The organism is Amycolatopsis cihanbeyliensis (assembly GCF_006715045.1).
Classification (GTDB): Bacteria; Actinomycetota; Actinomycetes; order Mycobacteriales; family Pseudonocardiaceae; genus Amycolatopsis; species Amycolatopsis cihanbeyliensis.
Genome location: NZ_VFML01000001.1, coordinates 2,111,044 through 2,135,497 on the forward strand (window position 1 = coordinate 2,111,044; position 24,454 = coordinate 2,135,497).

The window sequence follows — 24,454 nt, forward strand, 5'->3', positions numbered from 1 at the left end:
GAGTGGCCGATACAGCACCGGAAGGGGACAGGCGGCAGACGCTGCCGTTGTTCCCGCTGCAGGCGGTGCTGCTGCCCAGCGCGCACCTGCCGCTGCACATCTTCGAGCCGCGGTACCGCCAGCTCACCGTGGACCTGATGACCGGCACCGTGCCGGGCAGGCAGTTCGGGATCATCGCGATCCGGTTACCGACGGTGCACGAGGTGGAGACCACCGAGCACGTGTTCGAGGTCGGCTGCGCGGCGGAGCTGCGGGAGGCCAAGCGGCTCGATGACGGCCGGTTCGACATCGTGACCACTGGGCGGCGCCGGTTCCGGCTGCTGGACATCCGGGCCGACGCGGCGCCCTACCTGGTCGGCTCGATCGAGTGGCTGGACGACGATCCGGTGCCGCGGGGCGCGGACGCGGCGATCACGCAGCTCAGCGCGGCGGCCCGCGCCGCGCACCGGCGATACTGCGAAGCGGCCTGGGACCGCGCGGACTGGACCGCGCCGCCGGAGGATGTCGAGCTCGCGGACCTGGCCTACCGGCTCGCGACCGACTGCCTGCTGCCGCTGGCCGACCGCCAGAGACTTCTCGAGGAGGCCCAGCCGTTGCGCAGACTGCAACTCGCCTGCCACCTGCTGAACCGGGAGGCTGGTTTCCTCTCCGCGCTGCACGCCGTGCCCGCCCCACCCGCCGAACTCACCGGGCTCAGCACCCCCACCAACCTCAACTGACCTCCAGCGTGTTGGCCGCTCCCGCGCACGAGCTGGCCGCTCACGCACGGGCGCGGCACGGGAACGGCAAACTCACGTACGTGGGGAGCAAACTCGCGCGCGCAGACGGCAAACACGCCGACGTGGGCGGCAAACACGCCGCGCGAGCTGCGGCTGAGCGTCGGGCTCAGTCGCCGTCCCGCGAACCGAACTTGCTCCACACCTTGCCCGCGGCGTCGGACACCGCCTCGCCGACCCCGGCGAACACCTTGGCCAGTGGATCGGTGGAGGCGACGAAGGAGTCCCGGTAGGACTTCGCCGCCGACTTCACGTCCTCGGACCAGGTGGCCCCCGGCGGGTCCGTGTCCCGCCGCGGGTAGTCGCCGGCCAGGATCGCCCGGTACTCCTCGGAGGCCGCCCACTTCTGTAGCTGCGCGGCCCGGACCACGGCCAGCGGGTGCGAGGTCAACTCGACGTTGCGCAGCTTCAGCAGGCTGTCCCTGATGTCCTCCACCGACTCGTACTCGCTGGCCTGCTGCAGGAAGGACGGGATGTCCACCTGCGCGGGGTCGATCCCGCCCGCGAGCAGGATCTGTGCGCGCAGCGCGGCCGCCGGATCCTGGCCGCACAGCAACCCGGCCCGGTCACAGGACAGCACGGCCTTGCGGTACCACTCGTGCAGCGCCGCGATGATCGCCCGCAGGCCGAGCGCGCTGACCGGGGTCCAGGACATGCTGAGCTGCAGGCTGAGCAACCGGTGCAGCATGGTGCCGTACACCGCGTGACCGGACAGCACGTGCCCCATCTGCTGGCCGATCGCCCAGCGCGTCCCCTCGGTGTCCATGGTCTCGACCAACCCGGTCGTCACCAGGATGAACGGCTCGTCCATGCCGAGCGTCATCGCCTCGCAGTCCGGGTCCCGGGTCACGAACAGGTTCGGCACCGGATCGACGTCCAAGGTCTCCGCGCACTCGTGCCGCAGCCGGTCCAGCTCGGGGTACTGACTCGGGCCCACCCGGATGGCGGAGCCCAGTGCCATCAGGCGCTCGCCGCGTTCGTTGAAGAACCCGGACAACACCTTCAGCACCTCGGCGAAGCCGGGAACCATGCGCAGTGTCGCCAGCGCGCCCCGGTCGACCGGATGTTCGTAGGCCCGCGGGCTGATCCCGGGGAACCGTACTCTCGTCGTGGCCTGCTCTACCTGACTTTCGCTGTCATCTTCCGGCACCAGACCACTCTAACTAACCCAGCCGGCGGCCGAGGTCGTCTTGCCCGTTCCAGGCGGCGAGCAGCCCGTAGACCAGCGCGACCGCCATCGGCTGCGCGAGCAACGCCCAGACCGACTCCAGCACCGGGGCCTGCTCGATCACGTCCCCGACCCGCGGCGGCTCGGTCACGGTGTACATCCCCTGGGCGAAGGAGGCCCCCATCCGCGTGCCGAGCCAGCCCGCCAGCAGCGAGCCGGCCACCGCCGCGACCAGCACCACCGGGCCACGGCGCTCGCGCAGCAGCCACACCACCACCCCGGTCACGACGCCCGCCGCGAGGCCGAGCAGCGCGTACAGCACGAGGTCGTCGAACCGGTGCCAGCTCTCCAACTGCAACGGGATCATCCGGTCGCCGGACACCACCCGGTTGCGCTCCGGCGGCGCCAGCCGGGACCAGATCCAGCCCAGCGGAATCCCGAGCATCCCGACCATGGACAGCACCATGACCGCGGGCAGCAGGTCGGCCTTGACCTTGACTTTGGGCGGTTCCTGCCGGAAGACGTGGAAGTGCTCCGCCGACTCGCCGGGCTCCTGGCGTTCGTCGACCGACGACCCTGTCACCGTGCGGACCTCCTGCGCGCGACTCGCCCCATCCCGGGGAGACTAGCTGGTCGCCTCCAGGGCATCCGAAGAGGATGACTCACCGTGTCGGCTGCACCGCGCCGTCCAGCCACCCGGGGTCACCTGGACGATCATCCGGCGCGCGCACTCGCGGCAGAACCGGGGCGGGTCCACCAGGGCGAGCCGCTGCCGGCAGGACGCGTGGTCCGCCCCCTCCTCGGGTGCTCCGCACCAGGTACAGAACATGGTCACAACGTCTCGTTCAGGGCCTTGATCGGCATCTGCAGGTCACCGAGCATATCCAGGTCCCGCTGCGCGGGCCGGCCGAGGTTGGTGAGGTAGTTACCGACGATGATCGCGTTGATGCCGCCGAGCATGCCCTGCTCGGCGCCCAGGTCACCCAGGGTCAGCTCCCGGCCGCCGGCGAACCGCAGGATCGTCCTGGGCAGCGCCAGGCGGAACGCGGCGATGGTGCGCAGCGCCTCCTTGCCCTCCACGACCGGGTAGTCCTCGTAGGGCGTGCCGGGGTTCGGGATGAGGAAGTTCATCGGCACCTCGTGCGGGGAGAGCGCGGCCAGCTGCGCGGCGAACTCCGCCCGCTGCTCCAGCGTCTCGCCCATGCCGATGATCCCGCCGCAGCACACCTCCATCCCGGCCTCGGCGACCATGCGCAGGGTCTCCCAGCGCTCCTCCCAGGTATGCGTCGTCACCACCTCGGGGAAATGCGAGCGGGCGGTCTCCAGGTTGTGGTTGTAGCGGTGCACGCCCATCTCGACCAGCTCGTCCACCTGCTCCTGGGTGAGCATGCCGAGCGAGCAGGCGATCTGGATGTCGTTGCCGTCCTCGCGGATGGCCCGGATGCCGTCCCGCACCTGGGACATCAACCGCTTGTCCGGTCCGCGCACGGCCGCCACGATGCAGAACTCGGTGGCGCCGGTGGCCTTGGTCTGCCGTGCGGCCGTGACCAGGCCGGGGATGTCCAGCCACGCGGCCCGCACCGGGGTCGGGAACAGGCCGGACTGGGAGCAGAAGTGGCAGTCCTCAGGGCAACCGCCGGTCTTCAGGCTGATGATGCCCTCGACCTCGACCTCCGGCCCGCACCAGCGCATCCGCACCTCGTGCGCCAGCTCCAGCAGCTCCGGCAGCCGCCCTTCCTCGATCCGCAGCACACGCAGGAGCTGCTCGGCGGAAAGGGCCTCCCCGCGGCCGAGCACCTGCTCGCGGGCCACCGCGACGATGTCGGACTCGGGAGCGTCCGGGCTTGCCTGTTCCGGTGCAGCGGTCACGGGAACTCCTCTTCGAGATGGTTGTCTACCGGCTCGTGGCTGACGGTTGAGTGTGCATGACGGGTGCCGTGGCACACAGCGACCGGGATCACGTCGACGCCGCCACGCCGGCCGCGAAACGCTCGGGGTCGAACCGGCCGCCGAACCACGGGGACAGCCCGCGCCGGGCCTCCTCGAGGAACTCCGCCCTGGTGGCGCGGCCGAGCCCGGCGGCGAGCGCGCCGAGTAACGGGGCACCGGCCGCCACCGGCAGGTCGGCGACGTTGGATCTGGCCGCGAGGTCCGGGGTGGGCGGCCAGGACCCGATCACCACCCCGCCCACGTGCAGCCCACGGCGGGTGGCGACCTCGGCGGTCAGCGCCGTGGCGTTCAGCGTCCCGAGCCCGGCCTCGGCCACCACCAGCACGAGCGCGCCGAGCGACCAGGCGACGTCCGCGAGCGTTCCGCCGTCGGGGTCGAACCGCACGAGCAGCCCACCCGCGCCCTCGACCAGCACCAGGTCGTGGTCCTCATGCAGCTCGGTTGCGGCCTGCGCGGCCTCGGCCGGGGACACCGGTGGCAGCGCGCCGCGCCGCGCCGCCGCCTCCGGGGACAGCGGATCGGGGTAGCGGCGCAGCTCGCGGCTCGGTACCTCGCCCGCGAGCCTGCGCACCTCGGCGAGGTCCCCCGGCTCGTCCGGAGCCACACCGGTCTGCGCCGGCTTCAGTACGGCCACCCGCTCACCGCGGTGCGCGGCCAGCGCGGCAATAGCCGCGGTAACCACCGTCTTACCGACGCCGGTTCCGGTTCCGGCGATCACCAGGACGCTCACGGCTGCACAGTAGTACCACCGGCCACCGGCACCATCGAGCCCGCCGCCCGCATGCCCTGAACGGACCGATCGAGACATCAGATGTCCCAAACGCCACGTTCGCGATATCTGACGTCCCGAAAGCCACGTTCAGGGCATTTCGGCGTGGGTGCCGGCGGCGACGAAGCCGCCTGCCTCGGGTTCGAAGAGGTACACCTGCGCGGCGCCGACGTCGAAGTACATCCCGGTCAGGTGCAGGTCACCACGGGCCTCGGCGGCGGCGACCACCGGGTGTTGTCGCAACTGTTCCAGCTGCTGCAGCACGTTGTGCAGGGCGAGCCGCTCGGCCCCGGCCGCGGGCTCCCTTCCGGCCAGGGTGACCGCGGGCGCCGCCCGCATCCGCCGCCTGCTGGCCTCGGCGTGCCGCAGCCAACTGCCGAAGTGCGGCATCCCTTCCGGTGCCGTGTCCAGTAGCGCGTTCATCGCCCCGCAGCTGGAGTGGCCGCAGACCACCACCTCGCGGACCTTGAGCACGCCGACCGCGTACTCCACCGCGGCACCCACGGAGGAGTCCTCCACCGCGCCGTCGGCCGAGGGCACCAGGTTGCCCACGTTACGCACGGTGAACAGGTCGCCGGGGCCGCTGGTGGTGATCACGTTCGGCACGATCCGGGCGTCCACGCAGGTGATGAACAACGTGTGCGGTTGCTGGCCGTCGGCGAGCCGGCTCAGGGTCGGTTGCATCAGCGGCGCGGTACGCCGCTGGAACTCGGAGGTCCCGCGGAAGGTCGCGGTGGGGCTGATGCGCTGACCGGGCACGTGCGGTGCGGCGTGGTTGGCCTGCCATTCCGACCAGGGCGCGAGCCACCGCGGGATCACCTTGCCGGCGGCCTCCCTGCGCACGGTCGGCGAGCCGGCCTTGCCGCGTTCGAACCACGGGTGACCGACCTCGTCCACGACCACGGTGCCGCCCGCCCGCTCGTAGGCCTGCTGCCAGCTCGCCAGGCTGTCGAAAGCCGCGTGGTCCAGGTAGTCGACCACGAGTTCCAGGGTCACCGTGCTGCCCTGCGGGACGGTGCCGAGCACCCTGGACAGCCGCGGCACGGACAGGAAGGTCAGCGCGCCCTCGATCACCACCCGGTACTGGGTCTCCTCCGACCCCCCATGGGGATCCCGCCCCCACCGGCCGCCGTCCCGCTCGACGTGGATACCCGACCAGATCGTCCTGCGCAGCATCGTGAACAGGGACAGCGCGACCCCGATCAGCACCCCAGACAGCAGGTCCAGGAACACCACACCGAACAGGGTCACCAGGTACAACGGCAGGTCCCCGTGCTCGGCGACCGTGCGGATGTGCTGCCAGTTGACCAGCTTGGCGCCGACGTGCACGAGCAGCCCGGCCAGTGCCGCCAGCGGGATGTTCTCGATCAGCCCGGCCAGCAGCAGCACGAACACCAGCACCCACACCCCGTGCAGGATCGCCGAGGCCCTGCTCCGCGCGCCCGCGCCCACGTTGGCCGAGCTGCGCACGATCACCCCGGTGACCGGCAGCCCACCGACGGCACCGGAGGCCATGTTCGCCACGCCCTGGCCGACGAGCTCACGGTTGAGGTTGCTGCGCGGGCCGGTGTGCAGCTTGTCCACGGCGACCGCGCACAGCAGGCTCTCCACGCTGGCCACCAGGGCCACGGTCAGCACGGCCAGTCCGATCTCGAGCCAGCCCCCTTCCGGCAGCCGCGGGACCAGGTCGACGGACAGCAGGTCGCCCGGAAGGGAGACCCGGTCCAGGCTCATCCCGGTGACCGCGGCCAGCACGGTGACCGTCGTGATCGCCGCGAGCGGGCCGGGCACCTTGCGCACCGCGGCGGGCAGCTTGCCCCAGACCAGCAGGATGCCGATGGTCACCAGGCCGATCAGCGCCGCCGCGTCGTGGTGACCGATGATCTGGCCGGGAAGCTGGAGGATGTTGTCGATCGCGGAACTCTGCGGCGAGCCACCGAGCACGATGTGCAGCTGACCCAGCACGATGGTCACGCCGATCCCGGCGAGCATGCCGTGCACGATCGCCGGGGCGATGGCCAGCGCGGCGCGGGCGATCCGGCTCAGCCCCAGCAGGATCTGCAACGCTCCCGCGGCCACCGTGATGGCGCAGGTCGCCGCCCAGCCGAACTGGTCGATCATGCCCGCGATGATCACGGTGAGCCCGGCCGCCGGACCGCTGACCTGCATTGGTGACCCGCCAAGGGCACCGGCGAGGATGCCACCCACGATCGCGGCGATCAGCCCAGCGACGATCGGTGCCCCCGAGGCCAGCGCGATCCCGAGGGACAGGGGAATCGCGACTAGGAAGACGACCAGCGACGCGGGCACGTCGTAGCGCAGGATGGCGAAAGCCATCCGCCGCGGACCGGCCCGCCGCGGCACGGCACCGTCATTGGTCGTTTTCGTCATGTAAACCTCCGCTTCTTTCTTTGCCGGCACGCGGTGCGCACGTGTCGAGCCGGCGGCAATGACGACCCGGATGAACCGCTTGTCCACCAGACAACCGGAAAACGCGTGAATTGTCCGGTTCCTAAAGAACTTCTCATGTTCTTTTCACATGGAATTAGCCGGAAGAAGAGCACGACCAGGCGTCGCGCGAACAGGCGAATGTGTGCTAGATCTCGCTCGACCTATGAATAGCCGGCCATTAGTTGTCACACCAAGTGATCAAGACCAGGGAAAATAGCTGTAGTTTCAACAAATCACACTCGATAGGGTGAAATTTGTTCGCCTTCACTCCGAGGATCGACTCAGCCCACCCGGGCGGCCGCAATCATCGCGGAGGTGATAGCCGCAACATCGGTGTTACCAGTGACATAAGGCGGCATGGTGTAAACCATGTCCCGGAACGGCCGCAACCACACGCCCTGTGCGGTCACCGCCTCGGTGGCCCTTGCCAGGTCCACCTCGTGGTCGAGCTGGATCACCCCGATCGCGCCGAGAACTCGCACGTCCACCACCCCCGGCAGTTCCCACGCCGGGGCGAGGCCCTCGCGCAGCAGCGCCTCGATCCGGCCTACCTCGGCCGCCCAGTCGTGCTCGCGCAGCAGGCCGATCGAGGCCTTGGCCAGCGCGGCGGCCAGCGGGTTGCCCATGAACGTCGGACCGTGTGCCAGCACGGGAAGCTCACCGCGGGAGATGCCCTCGGCGACCTCGCCCGAGCACAGGGTCGCGGCCATGGTCAGGTAACCGCCGGTGAGTGCCTTGCCGAGACACAGCACGTCGGGGACGATCCCGGCGTGCTCGGCGGCGAACAGCGTGCCGGTACGGCCGAAACCGGTGGCGATCTCGTCGAAGATCAGCAGCACCCCGTTGGCCTCGGTCGCCGCACGCAGCGCGCGCAGGTACTCGGGATGGTGGAAGCGCATCCCGCCCGCGCCCTGCACGATCGGCTCGACGATCACCGCGGCCAGCTCGTCCGCGTACCGCTCGACGGCCTCGGTTATGGCATCCAGATAGGACTGATCTGGGGGTGTGGTGAACCCGGCGGGCGGCGCGGGCAGGAATATCTGCTCGGGCAGCACCCCGCGCCACAACGAGTGCATCCCGCCCTCGGGGTCGCACACACTCATCGGGTGGAAGGTGTCGCCGTGATAACCGCCGCGCCAGGTCAGCAGCTTGCGCTTGCCCGTGTGCCCCACCGACCGCCAGTACTGTAGGCACATCTTGATCGCGACCTCGACCGAAACCGAGCCGGAGTCGCACAGGAACACGTGCCGCAGAGGCTCCGGCGTGATCTCCACCAGCGAGGTGGCCAGCGAGATGGCCGGCTCGTGGGTGAGCCCGCCGAACATCACGTGACTCATCCGCCCGGCCTGCTCGGCCACGGCGGCGTCCAGCACGGGGTGCCGGTAGCCGTGGATCGCCGACCACCATGAGGACATCCCGTCCACCAGCTCGCGCCCGTCGGCAAGGCGCAACCGCACGCCGGCCGCCTCGGTGACCAGCAACGGCTCGACCCGGCCCGGCATCGGGCCGTAGGGGTGCCAGACGTGCCGGCTGTCGAGCGCGAGCAGTTCCTCCGGGGTATGCGAAGCCATGCCCCGAACTCTAACGGCCCCGGTCAGCCCCGCGGCCGGATCGGCAGGGTCTCCAATCCCCGCATCAGGGTGCTGTCCCGCCACCGCAGCTCCGCGGGCTCGGCGGCCAGCCGCACCGCGGGGAAACGCTCGAGCAGGCCGCCGATCGCGACCTCGCCCTCCAGCCTGGCCAGCGGGGCGCCCACGCAGTAGTGGATGCCATGCCCGAAGGCGAGGTGCCCACCGGGTTGCCTGGTGACGTCCAGCCGGGTCGGATCGGGGAACCGCTCACCGTCCCGGTTGGCCGCGAGCAGGGAGATCATCACGAACTCCTCGGCCGGGATCTCCACCTCGCCGACCCGCACCGGCTCGGTGGTGAACCGCAGGGTCGCGAGGTTCACCGGCCCGTCGTAGCGCAGGAACTCCTCGATCGCGTTCGGCAGCAACCCGGGGTCGGCGCGTAACACGGCGAGCTGGTCCTGGTTGCGCAGCAACGCGAGCACGCCGTTGCCGATCAGGTTCACCGTGGTCTCGTGCCCGGCGACGAGCAGCAGGAAGGCCATCGAGATGAGCTCTTTCGGGGAGAGCCGGTCGCCGTCGTCCGAGGCGTGCACCAGTGCTGAGAGCAGATCCTCGTCCGGGGTGGCCCGCTTGTCCTCGACCAGGGTGCTCAGATAAGCGGTCATCGCGGACGACGCGTCCGCGAGCTCGTCCGTCGGCAACGCCGAGAGGATGATGTTGGACCAGCGGCGGAAGTCGTCCCGCTCGTCGTCGGGAACGCCGAGCAGCTCGCAGATCACCGTGATCGGCAGCGGGAAGGCGAAGGCCTCGAGCAGGTCCACGGTCTCCCGCCCGGCCATCGCGTCGAGCAGTTCCTTGGTGATCTGCTCGATCCGTGGTCGCATCCTGGCCACCGTCCGGCTGGTGAACGCCCTGTTGACCAGCTTGCGCAGCCGGGTGTGGTCGGGCGGGTCGGAGTTGAGCATGTGGGTGGCGAGCGACAGCGGGAAGAGCACGGGGGACTGGTCGACGGCGGCCCGCTCGGCGAACAGCTCGTTGGCGACCCGGCTGTCCTTGCCCAGCCTCGGATCGGCGAGCAGCGCCTTCCCGTCGGCGTAGCTGGTCACCAGCCAGACCGGCAGGCCGCGTGGCAAGACCGCCTGGCGCACGGGCCCCTCGGCACGCAACAGCTCGGTAACCGTGTGTGGGTCTTGGATGTATTCGAGGTCGAGGCGCGTCGGTCCGTCCAGCGACTGCACTGATTGCCCTCCAGGATCGCGGTGTCATTGGCTCAACGATCAGGCGGCCGCGAACGTGTGAAGGTCCACCTGACGGAGCAGCCCGAATGCACGAGGATCTGCCCATGCAGTACCGTCCCATCTCCTTCGAACGGCTCGCCGACGAACTGACCGAAAGGGTCACCGATCTGCGCGAGACGACCTGGGCACGGGTGGCGGTGGACGGCGCGGCCTGCGCCACCGACACCGCCGGCCTCGCCGACGCGCTCGTCGACCGCCTGCGGGTGCGCGGCCGCGAGGTGCTGCGCGTCTCGGCGCGGGACTTCCTGCGGCCCGCCTCACTGCGGTTCGAGCGGGGCAGGCACGATCCGGATGCCCGCTACGACGACTGGCTCGACGTCGGCGCGCTGCGGCGGGAGGTGCTCGACCCGCTCGCGCCGGATGGGACGGGTCTGGTGCTGCCCGCCCTGTGGGACACCGCCCGCGACCGTGCGCTGCGGCTGCCCCGCACGCCCCTGCCCAGGGGCGGGGTGCTGCTGCTCGACGGCGAGCTGCTGCTCGGCAGGGGGCTGCCGCTCGAGCTGACCGTGCACCTGTGGCTGTCCGCGCCCGCCCTCGAACGCAGGCTGCCCGAGCACGCGCACTGGGCGTTGCCCGCCTACGCGAGGTACGAGCACGAGGTGGCCCCTGCCCGGTCGGCGGACGTCGTGGTGCGAACGGACCGTCCGGACCACCCTGCCGTCCTGGTGTCGTGACGGTCGCCGGGGTCAGGAGGTGGGGTGGTGGGTCGGCGTGAGCATCCCGGCCAGGCGACCTGCCAGCACGTCCCAGCGCCAGTGCGTGCTCACCCACTCGCGGCCCGCCGCGCCCATCCTGGCGGCCCTGGTCGGGTCGGCCAGCAAGGTCGCGAGGGTGTCGGTCAGCTGGTCCAGCTCCCTGCCGTCGACGACGTGCCCGGTCACCTCGTCCAGCACGGTCTCCGGCGCCCCGCCGGAGCGGCCCGCCAGCACGGGCAACCCGGTCGCCGAGGCCTCCAGGTACACGATGCCGAGTCCCTCGACGTCCAGGCCCTTGCCGCGGGTACGGGCGGGCATGGCGAACACATCGCCGGCCGCGTAGTGCGCGGGCAGCTCGTCCCACGGCACCGACCCGGCCAGCAGCACGTGCTCGGCGACGCCGAGGTCGGCGGCCATCCTGGTGAGCCGCTTGCGGTACGGACCGCCGCCCACCAGCAGCAGCGCCGTGCCCGGCACCCGCCTGCGCAGCTCGGGCAGCGCGCGTACCAGCATGTCCTGCCCCTTGCGGGGCACGAGGCGGGACACGCAGACCACGGTCGGGCGGTCGCCGAGGCCGTGCCTGCGCCGGATCTCCGCACGCGCACCGGGGTCCGGCCGGAACACCGCGGTGTCCACCCCGGATGGCAGGTGCTCGAGCCCGGCCATCGGGCCGAAGGCCGCGGCGAACCGGGTCCTGGTGTAGTCGCTGACGTAGGTCACCACGTCGGCGGTGTCCCCGATCCGCCGCAACGCCTGCCGCGCCCCGGGCAACATGGACCACCCGACCTCGTGCCCGTGCGTGCAGGCGACCACCTTCTCCGCGCCCGCGCCCCGCAGCGCCGACCCGAGCAGGGCCAGCGGGGCGGCGGCGCCGAACCAGACGGCCGAGCAGTCCCGCGCGGAGAGCAGCTCCCGCGCCCTGCGCAGCACGTCCGGGGTGGGCAACATCAGCGAGGTCGGGTGCCGCACCACCTCGAACGGTGCCCGCGCGTCGAACTCGGCGGCCCCGTCCCACGCGGGGGCGTACACCACGAGCCGGTCGGCGGGCAGCCTGGTGGCCAACGAGTTCAGGTAGTTCTGGATCCCGCCCGGGCGGGGCGGAAAATCGTTGGTCACCAGCAAGGTCCGTAACACGAGGTGGAGGCTACCGGGACCACGGTGTGGCGGTATGGCGGTGGCCCCGGTAACCGGCTACGCGACCCTGCGTGCCCCGGTGTAGTTGCTCTGCAACGGAGAGATCTTCACCACGTCACCGGGCTGCGGGGAGTGCACCATCCTGCCGCCCCCGATGTACATCCCCACGTGGTGCGCGGGCCTCCCGTAGAACACCAGGTCACCCGGCTGGAGCTGGCTGCGGGCGATGGGCGTGCCGAAGGTCTGCTGGGTCCGCGCGGTGCGCGGGATGCCGATCCCGGCCTGCTGGTAGGCCCAGGAGGTCAACCCGGAGCAGTCGAAGGTCGAAGGACCCTCGGCCCCGAGCCGGTACGCGCTGCCAATCTTGCCGAGCGCGGCGTCCACCGCGGTCTGCGCCGCGGGGCCTGGCGCCTTGACGTTGGGGATCGGCCCACCGGTGTCCCGCTGGACGGCCCGGTCGGCGGAGCTGAGCAGGCCGGCGGCCTCCTTGAGCTCCTCGACCTTCGCGTCCAACTCGTCCTTGCGGGTACGCAGCTCACCCGCCAGCTTGGCGGATTCCTCCTTGGCGGCCTGCGCGCGTGCCTGCGCCTGCGCCGCCTTCCGCTGGGCCCTGCTCGCCTCGTCGACGACCCCGGACAGCTTCCGCAGCGCCTCGTTGCGGTCGGAGGCCAGCACGTCCAGCGCCGCCGCCCGCTGCAGGAAGTCCTGGGTGGACTCCCCGGTCAGCAGCGCGGACAGCTTGTTCATCCCGGCACCGCTGGTGAAGGACGCGCCGGCGAACTTGTCCACCTCGGTGCGGTAGTTCTCTACATCGGCCGAAGCCCGGGTTCCGGCCTGCTCGGCGGCCGCGAGGTCGGCGTTGGCCTGCTCCAGTTCGGCCTTCTTGGCCTTGAGGTCCTCCTCGGCGTTCAGGTGGTCCTCGTTGAGTTTCGCCGCCTTCTCGGCCAGCTTCCGGTACTCGGCGAGTGCCTCGGAGGTGTCGCTCGGCGGGGTCTGGGGGACGGGGGTCGGTTCCGCGGTCGCCGGTGCGTGGGCGAAGCTCACGGCCGCGATGACCGCGGTTGCCGCCAGCGCCCCGGACACCACACGCTTGACTGGATGCGACTGCACGTCGCGGGTCTCTCCTTTGCTGCTCGGCCGCCACCGGACCGGCTCCCCGACAAGCTCGGCCCGTCGCTTCGGCGGCGGTCCCACGTCGCCGCCTGCTGACTGTGACGGCCGTCGCCCGTGAGACCTCGGTCAGGTTATGAATCGACCGGGAGCACGTCCACACTGGGTAGACGGGAGCGCATCATTCTGCGACGAACGGTTGACCTTCCCCCATTTGGCGGACATACACACATGGCCGTGGTAGTGCCGGGCACATCCGGCGCCACCACGGCCACGCGTCCGTATGAACGGAACCTCAGGCGACTCGGCGCGCTGAGTTGTAGTTGTTCTGCAGCGGCGAGACCTTCACGACATCGCCCGAGGTCGGGGCGTGCACCATCTTGCCGTTGCCGAGGTAGATGCCGACGTGCGACACCGGCGAGTAGAAGAACACCAGGTCACCCGGCTGCAACTGGCTCTTGCTCACCGGGGTGCCGAAGGCGGACTGGGCCCGGCTCGACCGGGGAATGCTGATCCCGGCTTGCTGGTAGGCCCAGGAGGTCAGCCCGGAGCAGTCGAAGGTCGAGGGACCCTCGGCGCCCCACACGTACGCGCTGCCCCGCTTGCCGAGCGCGGCATTCACCGCGGTCTGCGCCGCCGTGCCGGGCGCCTGCACGTCGGGCACGGCACCGCCGGTGTCCTGCTGCGCCGCCCGGTCGGACGAGCTGAGCAGACCCGCCTGCTCCTTGAGCTCCTCGACCTTCTTGTCGAGTGCTTCCTTGCGGGTCTTGATGTCGGCGGTCAGCTTCTCGGCTTCTTCCTTGGCCGTCTTCGCCCTGGCCTGCGCCTCGGCGGCCTCGCGCTCGGCCGCGCCGGCCTGCCGCACCGCGGCGGACAGGTTCTTCAGCGCCGCGTTGCGGTCGGCCGCCAGCACATCCAGCGCCGCGGAACGGTCCAGGAAGTCGCGGGTGGAGTCACCGGAGAGCAGCGCGGACAGCTTGTTCATCTGCGAGCCGCTTGTGAAGGACGCACCGGCGAACTTGTCCACCTCGGTGCGGTAGGTCTCCTCGTCGGCCGCGGCCGCGGACTTGGCCTGCTCGGCGGCCGTCAGGTCGCCGCTGGCCTTGTCCAGTTCGGCCTGCCTGGCCGCGAGGTCGTCCTTGGCCTTCAGGTAGTCCTCGTTGAGCTTCTCCGCCTTCGCGGCGAGCTCACGGTACTGCTTGAGGGCGTCGGACTGGCTGATCGGGGGATTCTGGGGAGCGGGGACTGGGTTCGCGGTGGCCGGCACCTGGACGAAGCTCACGGCCGCGATCACGGCTGTGGCTGCTAGTGCTCCTGACACCACTCGCTTCACTGGATGCGACTGCACGTCGCGTGTGTCTCCTTTGCCTGTCGGCCGCCTGACCGTCGCCGCGCCGAAGAGGTCGGGGGCCCTCTTCGCACCGGCTGGGCGGACACAACACCCATGCCGGCTACGGCATGTCCCGCCGCATCAGGCCGACCGGTACCGCAACTGGGTCACCGCGCCTGTGGTTCGCAACGGGCCGGCACAGCTCCCCGACAAGCTGTCTCGGCGGCAATCCCGCGTCGCCGTCCCCTGCTTCGCGACGGCTCGCCAACCGCGAGATCTCGGACAGGTTACGAAACAGTGGCGCTCCCGTCCACCAGCGCGACCCCGATTCGCGTCCGTGATGCGCCGAACCCCCATTGGACCAGCGGCAAAGCGCATATTGTGACCGCGGTAACAAAAGCCGCGCAGCAACGAGGCGACCACTCACCTAATCGTATGGACCTTTCGGCGCACGATCGGGCGATGGTGCTTACCCGGCGCGACGATCATGCTGCGGGCGAACACGTGGGTGCGGCAGTCCGGCGCCCGCCGTGTCCGGTGGGTCCGGTGGGTCCGCTGTGTCCTGGGCGGTCACCAGTCGCAGCCGGGGAACCATCCCGGCCTCGGCGAGAGCGTCCACCGCGCGCCGCTCGTCGTCGTCCCACTCGACGGCAGGCGGGGCCCCGAGCAGGACGCTGACCACGCAGTCGGAACAGGCGTCACCCCGTACCTCGCACCGGTCGCAGTCGATGATCATGGTGTCGTTCACGGTCACTCCTCACCCTCTGACGAGCCGTATTGACCTGATGAACGCACAGTAAGGAGGAGCACCGACAGTTTCGGTCACGGCGGCCACGAGCAGCACGAACAGCTCCTGGGCAGTGTTCAGGAAGGGTTCAGGAAGGGTCAGGAAGTGCCCGCGAACTCCCAGTGCCAGGGCTCCGCACGGCCGCCGCCCGCCCGTGCCCATGGCGGGTGCACCCAACCGAAGGTCGGTGCGTTCGTGGCGAGCCAGCGGTGCTCCGGCGTGCCGAAGGACTGCGCCCCGCCGCACAGGTCGGTGGCGAGCCCCCAGCCGTGGTTGCTGGTGCCCGGTACGGCGGCCAGTGATGGCTTGCGCCGGTACAGATCCACCTGCGCGGTGAAGGTCCGGTAGGAGTCGGTGACGCACAGCGGCCGGCCGAACGCGCCCGCGAACGCCTGGGACATCGCCACGAACGCCTGCGCAGCATCGCACCGCAGCAGATGCGCGCCGATGCCGATCGGGCACAGTGCCGTACCGGGGATCAGGCCGTTCGGGAACCCACCCCACGGGCCCGCGGCCTGGGTCGCGCCGCCCTGCCGGGGTGGCAGCTCCACCCCGCCGCAGCGCCAGGTGAGCTCCCCCTCGGCTCGCCGCGGCACCGGCCGCGGCGAGCCCGAGCCGAGCGCGGGGCGGGCGAAGCCGAGCACGCTGTCCCCGGTGGGCCGGTCGGTCACCACCACGCTGGACAGCCGGGCATCGGCGGCCAGCATGGTCCGGTCGTCGAGCACGATGCCGACCGACTGCACCCCGTACCGCGCCGGTCCGAGGAACACCAGGTCGCCAGGCTGCGCGTCGGCGGGGGGAACCGGGCGTACGGCCGCGAGCTGCTCGCTCGCCGAACCGGGCAGCTCCAGACCGGCGCCGGTGAACGTCGAGCGCACCAGGCCGTCGCAGGAGTACGCCCGCGGGCCCGCGCCGCCCTCGTGCGGCACATACGGCTTGCCGAGCGCGTCCACCGCCGCCGTGACCGCGGCGATGGTCTCCTTGGGCAGCACCAGCACCCGCTCACCGCGCACACCTTTCTCCGCCAGCCCAGCCTGCGGCGTGCCGTCCGCACCGGGGAGCGGGTCGAGGCCGGCGGGCAGCCGCGCGGGGTCGCGCAGGGCCGCGGCCGGTGGCGGGGTGATCCCGGCAGCCGCCAGCCGCTCGGTGTACGCCTTCCAGTTCGCCGCGGTCTCCGCATTGCGCCGCTGCTGCGCCTTCTGCTGGGCGATGACGGCGGCGTTGGCCGCGTCGATCGGAGCACGCAGCTCGGCGGAGATCGCGTCGGAGCGGTTTCGCGCGTCGGCGGTGTGCCGCTCCAACTCCGCCTTGCGGGCCGAGGCCGCCTGCTCGGCGCCCGCCGCGTCGCGCTCGGCCGCGATCGCGACGCGCTGCCGCTCCAGCGCCCCGCCGAGCCTGCGGTCCTGCTCGGTCCGCAGGTGGTTGATCATCGCCGTGCCGTCCAGCAGGTCCTGCGGGTTCTCCGCGGAGAGCACCACCCGCAGCTCGTCGGGTCGGCCCAGCGCGGTGAACACCGACCGGGCGAACCGGTCGACCTCCCGCCGCTGCGCCGCGACGGCCGCGTCCGCGGCCGAACGCTCGGCACGGGCTCGTTGCAGCCGCGCGGTGGCCGCGTTCACGCCCTCCTGCGCCTGCCGGACCTGACCGGCCAGGCCGCCGAGCTCGCGCCGCACCTCGGCGGCGGCACCCTGCAGCTTGGCGACCTCGGGGTCGGCGAAGGCCGCGCCCGGGCGTGGATCCGGCACCCCGGCCCCCGGGGCCACCCCGGCCTCGACCCGGATGTCCCCCGGGTCGGTCGGTGGCGGCTGCGCGTCGGCGCCGGGAACCACCAGCACCGAGGTCACCAGCACGGCCCCCACCAGCCCCGCGCGTTGACGAACGAGCGCCGAGACGGCCCGCATCCACACCTCCACACCCGAGTACGTACCTACCTCAACGCGCCACCCCTCCGCAGGTCACGCCCTTCAGGTACGGCCAAGGCGGGTGAGGAGGACGGGGGAAGGGACGGGATGGGCTCCGGCGCCGTGGACGGAGTCGGCGACCGCGCGGTCGGAGGTGGCCACGATCAGCGGGCGGCCGTCGGGTTCGGCGGCGACCAGGTTGCGGATCACGTCGTCGGCCTGCACGCCGGGATCGGAGAACAGCACCCGCACCCCGCGTTGCGCGGTGGCCGGCACGGACACCACGCCCGCGCCGTCGAACACCACGGTGATCTCGGCCCCGGTACGGGCGGCCAGCGCGGCGAGCTGGTGGATCAGCCGCTCCCGCTGGTCGGCCAGCGCCAGCTCGGCGTAGCCGGTCTTGGTGACGTTGTAGCCGTCCACGATCAGGTGCACGCTCGGCAGCGCGAGCAGGCGATCCAGCCCGGCGGGATCCCGCACCCGCCCGGCGCCCGGCCCGGCGCTCGCCCCGCGGACCGTGTCGGCGGGGCGCTTGCCCTCGGCACCGAGGGACAGCTCGCGGCGCAGCCCGGCCACGGCGCCGTCCATGGTGTCGACCAGCAACGCGAGCCGTACCTCGTCTGCCTGCCGCGCCTCCTTTGCCGACTGCCGCGCCACATCGGCGTCGGCGACGGCCTTGTCGGCACGCGCCCGCTCGGCGGCCACCCGCTGACGTTCCCGATCCAACTGCGCGGTGAGGGCGGCGACCTCCTCGTCCCGCCGGCCACCCGCCCGCCGCGCCTCGGCACGGGCCTCCTCGGCCGCGTCCTTGGCCTGCCGCAACACGACCCCCTGCTCGCGCAACCGACCGCGCAGCTTGTCCAGCTCGGCCTCGCGCTCGCCCCTGGCCCGTTCGGCCGCGCCGCGGGCGTCCTCGAGCTCCCCGCGTACCTGTTCGAGCTCGGCCTGCAGCCGCTGCGCCCTGGCGAGCGCGGCGTCCCGCTCGGCCCGCAGGGTGGTCTCCTCCGCGTTCCTGGCCACCAGCCGCACCCTGGTGGACGCGCCCGCCTCGCCGAGCAGCGTCGCGGCGGCGGCACCGGCCACCGAGTCCTCCGCGTTCGGGTCCAGCGCGTCCTGCCGGTGCTCCCGCAGCCACTCCAGCACTGCCGTACGGAACCGGGGGGACTCGCGCAGCGCGGCCAGCAGCGGGACCCCGCCCAGCTTGGCCCGCTTGGCCGGGGCGAACCTGGCGACCGGACGTAGCTGGCGAGGTACGTCCACGGTCGGCAGCTTGCCCAGTGCCGCGGCGGCGAGCTCGGCGATCCGCTCCCGGACCGGTTCGGGCAGCGACAGCCAGTCGACGGGCTCGTCGCAGGCCGCGCCGCCGGACGGTTCGACCGCCTCGACCGGTTCCGGGCGCACCGCACCACCCGAGGTGTCCGGCGAGACATCCTCGGGCTGGTCGGAGTACGCCGACGGCTGCATCCATCCAGGGTAATCCCCTGGAGTTGATCTGCGCGCCCCGCGAGGGCCATCCGGACCGACCCAGCGACCGCGGGCCGCCAGGCCCGGAACACGGCGCCGCGCAGCGCCACGTTGAGGGTGGCGGTAGGCGACGGGCGGGAGGTTGGTGCGGGTGAGAACGGCTGGTGACGCACGGCACCGACCGGATGACCCGAGCCCTGGATGCGGCACCGTAAGGCGACCGTGATTGTCGGTACCCGTCCTTAGGGTGCGCGGCATGGATGTGGGCCGGCGCCTCGACAACGCGCAGCTGACCTTCGACGAGCTCGGCACCCCGCTACGGGACACCACCTTCGTGGTGTTCGACCTGGAGACCACCGGGACCAGCCCCGGCCCGGACGGGATCACCGAGGTGGGTGCGGTGAAGGTGCGCGGGGGTGAGGTGCTCGGCGAGTTCGGCACCCTGGTCGACCCGGGCACCGCGGTCCCGCCGGAGATCGTCGAGCTGACCGGGATCACCACGGCGATGGTGCGCGCCGCCCCGCCGATCGAGCGGGTGTTGCCGGCGTTCCTCGAGTTCATCTCCGGTGCCGTGCTGGTGGCGCACAACGCCGGATTCGACACCGGGTTCATGCGGGCGGCCTGCCGGGCGCACGGCTACCACTGGCCCCGTGCCGCCGTGGTGTGCACGCTCCGGCTCGCCCGGCGGCTGCTGACCAGGGAGGACACCCCGAGCTACCGGCTCTCCGCGCTCGCCGCCCTGCTCGGCGCGCGCACCGATCCGACACACCGCGCGCTGGAGGACGCCAGGGCCACCGTGGACGTGCTGCACGGGCTGCTCGAGCGGCTCGGCGCGGTGGGCGTGCACTCGCTGGAGGAGTTGCTCGACTACCTGCCCGAGGTCACCCCCGCCCAGCGGCGCAAGCGCGGGCTGGCCGCGCACCTCCCGCGGCGACCGGGGGTCTACCTGTTCCGCGGCCCGAACGAGGAGGTGCTCTATGTCGGCACGGCGCGCGACCTGCGGCGCAGGGTGCGGCAGTACTTCACCGGATCGGAGAGCCGGGGCCGGATCCGCGAGATGGTCGCGCTGGCGCAGCGGGTCGACGGGGTGGAGTGCGCACATTCGCTGGAAGCCGAGATCAGGGAGCTGCGGCTGCTCGCGGCGCACCGCCCCGCCTACAACCGGAAGTCGAAGAACCCGCACAAGGCCTGGTGGATCGTGCTCACCGAGGAGGCGTTCCCCAGGCTGTCCGTTGTCCGGCTGGCCAGGGACGGGGCGCTCGGTCCGTTCCGCTCCCAGTCCACGGCGGCGGCCGCCGCGAACACCCTGGCCGACGCGGCCGGCCTGCGCACCTGTACCCAGCGCATCCCGGCCGGCGGTTCCACGGGTACCCCGTGCGTGCTGGCCGAGCTGGGCCGGTGCGGCGCGCCGTGCGCGGGCAGGCAGAGCGTGCCGGAGTACGCCACCGGGGTCCATGCGGTGAGCGAGCTCATCGCGGGCAGGGACAACGCCCCGCTGTGGACCGCGCGCGGCAGGCTCGAGGCGCTGGCCGAGGCGCAGCACTTCGAGCAGGCGGCGCGGCGGCGCGACGAGCTCGCCGCGCTGGTGCGTGCCGTGCGGCGCGGGCACCGGATGGCGGCGCTCGCCGCCATCCCGGAGCTCGTCGCGGCCGCGCCGGACGGGAACGGTGGCTGGGAGCTGGTGGTGATCCGGTACGGCAGGCTGGCCTCGGCCGGGGTCGCGCGGCGCGGCGTGCCGCCGATGCCGGTGGTGGAGGCGCTGGTGGCATCCGCGGAGACGGTGCTGCCCGGCCCGGGACCGCTGCACGGCAGCGCGGGTGAGGACGTCGGCATCCTGCTGCGCTGGCTGACCAGGCCCGGGGTGCGCCTGGTGCGGACCGCGCGGCCCTGGGCCGAGCCGGCAAGGGGCGCCGCGGGCTGGCAGGACTGGCTGGAGCGCGCCGAGAGCGGGCGTACCCCGGTGTGAACTGGGCCGGCTCGCTACGATCGGCGGCAGATCGACGCAGGAACTCGGACACAGGAGGCACCTTGATCACCGCGATCGTGATGATCCACGCCAGGGCGGACAGCATTCCGGAGACCGCGCAGGCGATCGCGGACATCGAGGGCGTGAGCGAGGTGTACTCCTGCGCGGGCGATGTGGACCTGGTGGCGATCGTCCGGGTCGGCACGCACGAGGGCCTCGCGGACCTGATCCCGGCCAAGATCGGCAAGGTGCCTGGCGTGCGGGGCACCGACACCCATATCGCGTTCCGGTCCTATTCCAGCGCGGACACCGAGGCGGCCTTCTCCATCGGCGCCGACGGCGACTGACCCGAGACCGGGCGGGTGCGTCCAGCGGACGCACCCGCCCGGTCTCGCCGGTGAGTACCGGCTCAGTGCTCCGGCGTCTTCTGCCCGGCGGGGATCTGCTCGGTGGACTCGGTGTCCTCGGCCAGGCCGTCGCCGTGCGCGTGCTGCTCGGCACGCGCACGCTCCAGCGCCGCGGTCTCCTCGGGCGGGTCCGGGGACAGCCAGCCGCCGGGCACCGCCTCGCCCGCGGAGCCGAGCTTGTTCATCTTCTTCGGCACCGGCGAGCCCTGGTACTCCAGCGGGATCGGGTGACCGTGCTCGTCGACCGGGCCGAGCGGCTGGTGCACCTCGATGAACTCACCGTGCGGCAGCCGCTTGATGATGCCGGTCTCCACCCCGTGCTCGAGCACCTCCCGGTCGGCCCGTTGCAGGCCGAGGCAGATCCGGTAGGTGACGTAGTACGCCAGTGGCGGCAGGAGTAGCAGCCCGATCCGGCCGATCCAGGTCATCGCGTTCAACGAGATGTCGAAGGTCAGGGCCACCAGGTCGTTGAACCCGGACATCTCGAGCACCGCGAAGACCGCCATGCCCATCACGCCGAGGCTGGTCCGCACCGGAACGTCCCGCGGCCGCTGCAGCAGGTTGTGGTGCGCGGTGTCCTTGGACAGTTTGCGTTCTATCCATGGATACGCGATCAGCAGGACGAACAGGACCGGTATCCCCACCGCGCCGGCGAAGAACACCGGCGGCACCGTGTAGTCGCCCAGATAGAGTTCCCACGCCGGCCAGATCCGGAGGAGACCGTCCGCCCAGGCCAGATACCAGTCGGGCCAGACACCCGCGGACACCTGGGACGCGTTGTACGGTCCCAGGTTCCATACCGGGTTGATCTGAAACACCCCGGACATCAGCGCGATGACACCGGTCACGATCGCGAAGAAGGCGCCGCCCTTCAGCGCGAAGTACGGCATGATCCGCACGCCGACCACATTGGTCTCCTTGCGCCGCACCCCCGGGAACTGGGTGTGCTTCTGGTACCAGACCAGCGCGAGGTGCACCGCGACCAGGCCGAGCATGATGCCCGGAATGATCAGGATGTGCAGGGCGTAGAGCCGCGGGATGATCTCGGTTCCGGGGAACTCCCCGCCGAAGAGTGCCCAGTGGACCCAGGTGCCCATCACCGGCACCGAGAGCACGATGCCGGACATGGTGGCCCGGACGCCGGTGCCGGAGAGCAGGTCGTCCGGCAGCGAGTAGCCGAAGAAGCCCTCGAACATGCCCAGGATCAGCAGCAGCGCGCCGATCACCCAGTTCGCCTCACGCGGGCGGCGGAAGGCGCCGGTGAAGAAGATCCGGAACATGTGCACGAACATGGCGGCCACGAAGATCAGCGCGCTCCAGTGGTGCACCTGCCGCACGAACAGCCCGCCGCGGACCTCGAAAGAGATGTCCAACGTGCTCTCGAACGCCCGGGACATCGGGATGCCCTGCAGGTTCGTGTACGCACCCTGGTAGATGACCTCCTCCATCGAGGGGTCGAAGAACAGGGTGAGGTAGACCCCGGACAGGATCACGATGATGAAGCTGTACAGCGCGATCTCGCCGAGCAGGAAGGACCAGTGGGTCGGGAACACCTTGTTCATCTGGTGCCGCAGGCCCTTGGCCAGGTGGTAACGCTGGTCGGCGTTCTTGGCCGCCTCCCCCGCGTGCCGCTCGACGGCGCTGGAGCCCTTCGTCGGCGTGGTGAGTGAACTCATGACTTACGCTCCCAGAAGCCCGGGCCGACCGCTTCGATGAAATCGTGCCGTGCCACGAAGTATCCCTCTTCGTTGACCTCGATCGGCAGCTGGGCGAGCGCCCTGGTAGCCGGGCCGAACACGGGCTTGGCGTACTGCAGCGCGTCGAACTGCGACTGGTGGCACGGGCACAGGATCCGGTTGGTCCGCTGCTCGTACAGTGAGGTCGGGCAGCCGACGTGGCTGCAGATCTTGGTGTAGGCGTAGTAGTCGCCGTAGTTGAAGTCCTCCTGGCCCTTGCGCTTGAGCACGCGCTCGGCGTCGGCCGGCCGCAGGCGGATGAGCATGACCGGGTTGTCCGCCCGCTTCAGCGCGTGGATCAACGCCTCGTGGTCCCCTCGCTCGGACTCGCGGAAGGGATACACCGTCTCGATCGCGCCCGCGTCCAGGTCCTCCGGCCGGACCAGGGAGATCTCCTCCGGGTTGCCGGTGTATCGCCGCAGGTAGACGACCTCACCGGGGTGTTCCTTCTGCCACCCGGTGTGCCACAGCGACTCCTTGGTCTCGCTGTTGGCCCAGGGGTTCTTGATGAACGAGGCGACCGGAAGGGCCACCGCCCCGAGGCCAAGCACACCCGCGCCGAGCCCCGCGGTGCGCTTGATCGCCGACCGGCGGGCGATGGTGCTGCGGTTACCCGCGTCGGCGAGGTGGGCGAGGATGGTCTGCTTGTCCACCTCGGACGAGCCCTCGCCCAGGTTGTCGTTGCGTTCCTGGACGGTCATCTCGTGCGGGATGAACTTCTTCACGTACAGGATCACGCCGACCGCCAGCGCCAGCACGGAGACACCGAGTGTCACCCCGATCACCGGGGTGTACAGGCTGTACATGGCGTGCCCCGGATCGGAGGACGGAACGTACTCCGACGGCCACCAGATCAGCCCGGCGAGGAAGGCGAGGCCGGCCAGCGCGGAGAGGGCGAACCACATCGCCACCTGCCGCTCGGCACGCTTCTCCGCGCGGGTCCCCGGCACCGGCCACGGGTCCGGGTACTCCACGATCTCGACGCCGTCCAGCTTGCCGCCGAGCTTGACCAGCTCCTCGCGGTCCATCTCGGCCAGTTCCTCCTCGGTGGGAGGCTTCGGCTCGTTACCGCTGCTCATCTGCTATGCCCTCGATCCAATCCACATGGTCACGCCGACCAGCGCGGCGATACCCACCACCCACGCGATCACACCCTCGGTACCCGGCCCGAAGCCGCCGAGCCCGTTGCCACCGACGTCGTTGCCGCCCGCGGACACCGACTTCACGTAGGCGATGATGTCTTCCTTCTCCCCGGGCGTGAGCTGCCGGTCGGAGAACTTCGGCATGTTCTGCGGGCCGGTGAGCATCGCGGTGTAAATCTGTTCCTCGTTGGCCGGGGCCAGCTCGGGGGCGTACTTGCCGGCCGAGAGGGCACCGCCCTGACCGGTGAAGTTGTGGCAGGACGCGCAGTTGAGCCGGAACAGCTCACCGCCGCGCGCGGGGTCGCCCCCGCGCAGCGCCTCCCCGCTCTCGGCAGGCCGCTCCGGGCCGCCGCCGTTGGCCTGGATGTAGGCGCTCAGCGCGTCGATCTCGGCGGGGGTGAGCTTCGGCGGCTTGCGCTTGGCCTGCGCCTCCTGCCGCACCATCGGCATCCGGCCGGAGGAGGTCTGGAAGTACACCGCGGCCTCGCCGACACCGACCAGGCTCGGGCCACGGTCCTCCACACCGCCGAGGTTCGCGCCGTGACAGGTGATGCAGGTGTTGTTGTAGATCTCCTCGCCCTTGCGCAGCAGCGCGGGGTCGGCCTGGGCCTGCGCGGTCTGCGGCTCCGGGGCGAACACGGCGTACAACGCGCCCACACCGAGCAACGCGATCCCGAGCGCGAGCAGGCCGGCGACCCGCCGCTGGAACTTCGTGCGCCGCCCGCGCCGCGCCGGTGGGGAAGCGGGTTTCTTGCTGGTGGTCATCTCTGCGGCAACCCTTGCTGTCAGTTCGGCCGAT

21 protein-coding genes are annotated in these 24,454 nt (G+C 71.3%); 4 read left to right on the forward strand and 17 right to left on the reverse strand.

The window, feature by feature from the left end; translation table 11 throughout:
* Window positions 1-2: 2 nt before the first annotated feature.
* The gene (locus FB471_RS09165) at window positions 3-719 is read left to right on the forward strand and encodes an LON peptidase substrate-binding domain-containing protein (RefSeq protein ID WP_141996890.1); all 717 of its coding nucleotides are present in this window, start codon (window positions 3-5) and stop codon (window positions 717-719) included.
* Window positions 720-885: 166 nt separating this feature from the next.
* Here FB471_RS09165 and FB471_RS09170 read toward each other — a convergent pair whose 3' ends face one another.
* The 8 genes from FB471_RS09170 to FB471_RS09205 form a co-directional block, all read right to left on the reverse strand.
* Entirely contained in the window at window positions 886-1,926 is a 1,041-nt protein-coding gene (locus tag FB471_RS09170; RefSeq protein ID WP_246076313.1) for a M48 family metallopeptidase, read from the reverse strand.
* Window positions 1,927-1,939: 13 nt separating this feature from the next.
* Entirely contained in the window at window positions 1,940-2,527 is a 588-nt protein-coding gene (locus tag FB471_RS09175; RefSeq protein WP_246076314.1) for a DUF2567 domain-containing protein, read from the reverse strand.
* 42 nt (window positions 2,528-2,569) lie between these two features.
* Window positions 2,570-2,773, reverse strand: a complete 204-nt coding sequence (gene bsaP / locus FB471_RS09180) for a biotin synthase auxiliary protein BsaP (RefSeq protein WP_142001695.1) — start codon at window positions 2,771-2,773, stop codon at window positions 2,570-2,572.
* A 2-nt stretch (window positions 2,774-2,775) separates the two neighbouring features.
* Window positions 2,776-3,813: a biotin synthase BioB gene (gene bioB / locus FB471_RS09185; RefSeq protein ID WP_141996891.1), complete on the reverse strand. Its 1,038-nt coding sequence runs from the start codon at window positions 3,811-3,813 to the stop codon at window positions 2,776-2,778.
* Window positions 3,814-3,901: 88 nt separating this feature from the next.
* Entirely contained in the window at window positions 3,902-4,624 is a 723-nt protein-coding gene (gene bioD, locus FB471_RS09190) for a dethiobiotin synthase (protein WP_211357994.1), read from the reverse strand.
* Between the two features lie 129 nt (window positions 4,625-4,753).
* A complete protein-coding gene (locus FB471_RS09195; protein WP_142001696.1) occupies window positions 4,754-7,000 on the reverse strand; it encodes a bifunctional SulP family inorganic anion transporter/carbonic anhydrase in 2,247 nt (748 codons plus the stop codon).
* Window positions 7,001-7,395: 395 nt separating this feature from the next.
* Window positions 7,396-8,685: an adenosylmethionine--8-amino-7-oxononanoate transaminase gene (locus tag FB471_RS09200; protein ID WP_141996893.1), complete on the reverse strand. Its 1,290-nt coding sequence runs from the start codon at window positions 8,683-8,685 to the stop codon at window positions 7,396-7,398.
* Between the two features lie 23 nt (window positions 8,686-8,708).
* Window positions 8,709-9,923: a cytochrome P450 family protein gene (locus FB471_RS09205; RefSeq protein WP_141996894.1), complete on the reverse strand. Its 1,215-nt coding sequence runs from the start codon at window positions 9,921-9,923 to the stop codon at window positions 8,709-8,711.
* A gap of 104 nt (window positions 9,924-10,027) precedes the next feature.
* On the opposite strand from FB471_RS09205, the gene FB471_RS09210 reads away from it, so the two are divergent.
* Complete coding sequence (locus FB471_RS09210; RefSeq protein ID WP_141996895.1) at window positions 10,028-10,657, forward strand: nucleoside/nucleotide kinase family protein; 630 nt, start codon at window positions 10,028-10,030, stop codon at window positions 10,655-10,657.
* 12 nt (window positions 10,658-10,669) lie between these two features.
* Here the strand turns inward: FB471_RS09210 and FB471_RS09215 are convergent, their stop codons facing one another.
* The 6 genes from FB471_RS09215 to FB471_RS09240 form a co-directional block, all read right to left on the reverse strand.
* A complete protein-coding gene (locus FB471_RS09215; protein ID WP_211357996.1) occupies window positions 10,670-11,812 on the reverse strand; it encodes a glycosyltransferase family 4 protein in 1,143 nt (380 codons plus the stop codon).
* 57 nt (window positions 11,813-11,869) lie between these two features.
* Complete coding sequence (locus tag FB471_RS09220; RefSeq protein ID WP_141996896.1) at window positions 11,870-12,922, reverse strand: C40 family peptidase; 1,053 nt, start codon at window positions 12,920-12,922, stop codon at window positions 11,870-11,872.
* Window positions 12,923-13,217: 295 nt separating this feature from the next.
* On the reverse strand, window positions 13,218-14,270 hold the full coding sequence (locus FB471_RS09225) for a C40 family peptidase (protein WP_141996897.1): 1,053 nt from the start codon (window positions 14,268-14,270) through the stop codon (window positions 13,218-13,220).
* A gap of 451 nt (window positions 14,271-14,721) precedes the next feature.
* A complete protein-coding gene (locus FB471_RS09230; RefSeq protein WP_246076693.1) occupies window positions 14,722-14,988 on the reverse strand; it encodes a hypothetical protein in 267 nt (88 codons plus the stop codon).
* Between the two features lie 149 nt (window positions 14,989-15,137).
* Window positions 15,138-16,940 carry a D-alanyl-D-alanine carboxypeptidase family protein gene (locus FB471_RS09235; protein ID WP_170220760.1) on the reverse strand — a complete coding sequence of 601 codons (1,803 nt, stop codon included), beginning with the start codon at window positions 16,938-16,940 and terminating at the stop codon, window positions 15,138-15,140.
* Between the two features lie 63 nt (window positions 16,941-17,003).
* A complete protein-coding gene (locus tag FB471_RS09240; protein WP_141996900.1) occupies window positions 17,004-18,404 on the reverse strand; it encodes an NYN domain-containing protein in 1,401 nt (466 codons plus the stop codon).
* Window positions 18,405-18,660: 256 nt separating this feature from the next.
* On the opposite strand from FB471_RS09240, the gene FB471_RS09245 reads away from it, so the two are divergent.
* Both FB471_RS09245 and FB471_RS09250 read left to right on the forward strand, forming a co-directional pair.
* Window positions 18,661-20,370 (forward strand): DEDD exonuclease domain-containing protein, encoded by a 1,710-nt coding sequence (locus tag FB471_RS09245; RefSeq protein WP_141996901.1) that lies wholly within the window; start codon window positions 18,661-18,663, stop codon window positions 20,368-20,370.
* Window positions 20,371-20,432: 62 nt separating this feature from the next.
* The gene (locus tag FB471_RS09250) at window positions 20,433-20,717 is read left to right on the forward strand and encodes an Lrp/AsnC family transcriptional regulator (protein ID WP_141996902.1); all 285 of its coding nucleotides are present in this window, start codon (window positions 20,433-20,435) and stop codon (window positions 20,715-20,717) included.
* A 62-nt stretch (window positions 20,718-20,779) separates the two neighbouring features.
* Here FB471_RS09250 and qcrB read toward each other — a convergent pair whose 3' ends face one another.
* Genes qcrB through qcrC form a run of 3 tightly spaced genes read right to left on the reverse strand, consistent with a single transcriptional unit; the run spans window position 20,780 to window position 24,420 of the window.
* Window positions 20,780-22,453, reverse strand: a complete 1,674-nt coding sequence (qcrB, locus tag FB471_RS09255) for a cytochrome bc1 complex cytochrome b subunit (protein ID WP_141996904.1) — start codon at window positions 22,451-22,453, stop codon at window positions 20,780-20,782.
* Window positions 22,450-23,592: a cytochrome bc1 complex Rieske iron-sulfur subunit gene (qcrA, locus tag FB471_RS09260; RefSeq protein WP_141996906.1), complete on the reverse strand. Its 1,143-nt coding sequence runs from the start codon at window positions 23,590-23,592 to the stop codon at window positions 22,450-22,452. The genes qcrB and qcrA overlap by 4 nt, the downstream gene beginning before the upstream one ends.
* 3 nt (window positions 23,593-23,595) lie before the next feature.
* On the reverse strand, window positions 23,596-24,420 hold the full coding sequence (gene qcrC / locus FB471_RS09265) for a cytochrome bc1 complex diheme cytochrome c subunit (protein WP_141996908.1): 825 nt from the start codon (window positions 24,418-24,420) through the stop codon (window positions 23,596-23,598).
* Window positions 24,421-24,454 lie beyond the last annotated feature (34 nt).

Bases quoted from the DNA above. Each gene is read 5' to 3' on its own strand.
- bsaP (WP_142001695.1), bottom strand. From the start codon at position 2,773: ATGTTCTGTACCTGGTGCGGAGCACCCGAGGAGGGGGCGGACCACGCG.
- FB471_RS09195 (WP_142001696.1), bottom strand. From the start codon at position 7,000: ATGGCTTTCGCCATCCTGCGCTACGACGTGCCCGCGTCGCTGGTCGTC.
- FB471_RS09200 (WP_141996893.1), bottom strand. From the start codon at position 8,685: ATGGCTTCGCATACCCCGGAGGAACTGCTCGCGCTCGACAGCCGGCAC.
- FB471_RS09210 (WP_141996895.1), top strand. From the start codon at position 10,028: ATGCAGTACCGTCCCATCTCCTTCGAACGGCTCGCCGACGAACTGACC.
- FB471_RS09230 (WP_246076693.1), bottom strand. From the start codon at position 14,988: ATGATCATCGACTGCGACCGGTGCGAGGTACGGGGTGACGCCTGTTCC.
- FB471_RS09235 (WP_170220760.1), bottom strand. From the start codon at position 16,940: ATGCGGGCCGTCTCGGCGCTCGTTCGTCAACGCGCGGGGCTGGTGGGG.
- FB471_RS09240 (WP_141996900.1), bottom strand. From the start codon at position 18,404: ATGCAGCCGTCGGCGTACTCCGACCAGCCCGAGGATGTCTCGCCGGAC.
- FB471_RS09245 (WP_141996901.1), top strand. From the start codon at position 18,661: ATGGATGTGGGCCGGCGCCTCGACAACGCGCAGCTGACCTTCGACGAG.
- qcrB (WP_141996904.1), bottom strand. From the start codon at position 22,453: ATGAGTTCACTCACCACGCCGACGAAGGGCTCCAGCGCCGTCGAGCGG.
- qcrA (WP_141996906.1), bottom strand. From the start codon at position 23,592: ATGAGCAGCGGTAACGAGCCGAAGCCTCCCACCGAGGAGGAACTGGCC.
- qcrC (WP_141996908.1), bottom strand. From the start codon at position 24,420: ATGACCACCAGCAAGAAACCCGCTTCCCCACCGGCGCGGCGCGGGCGG.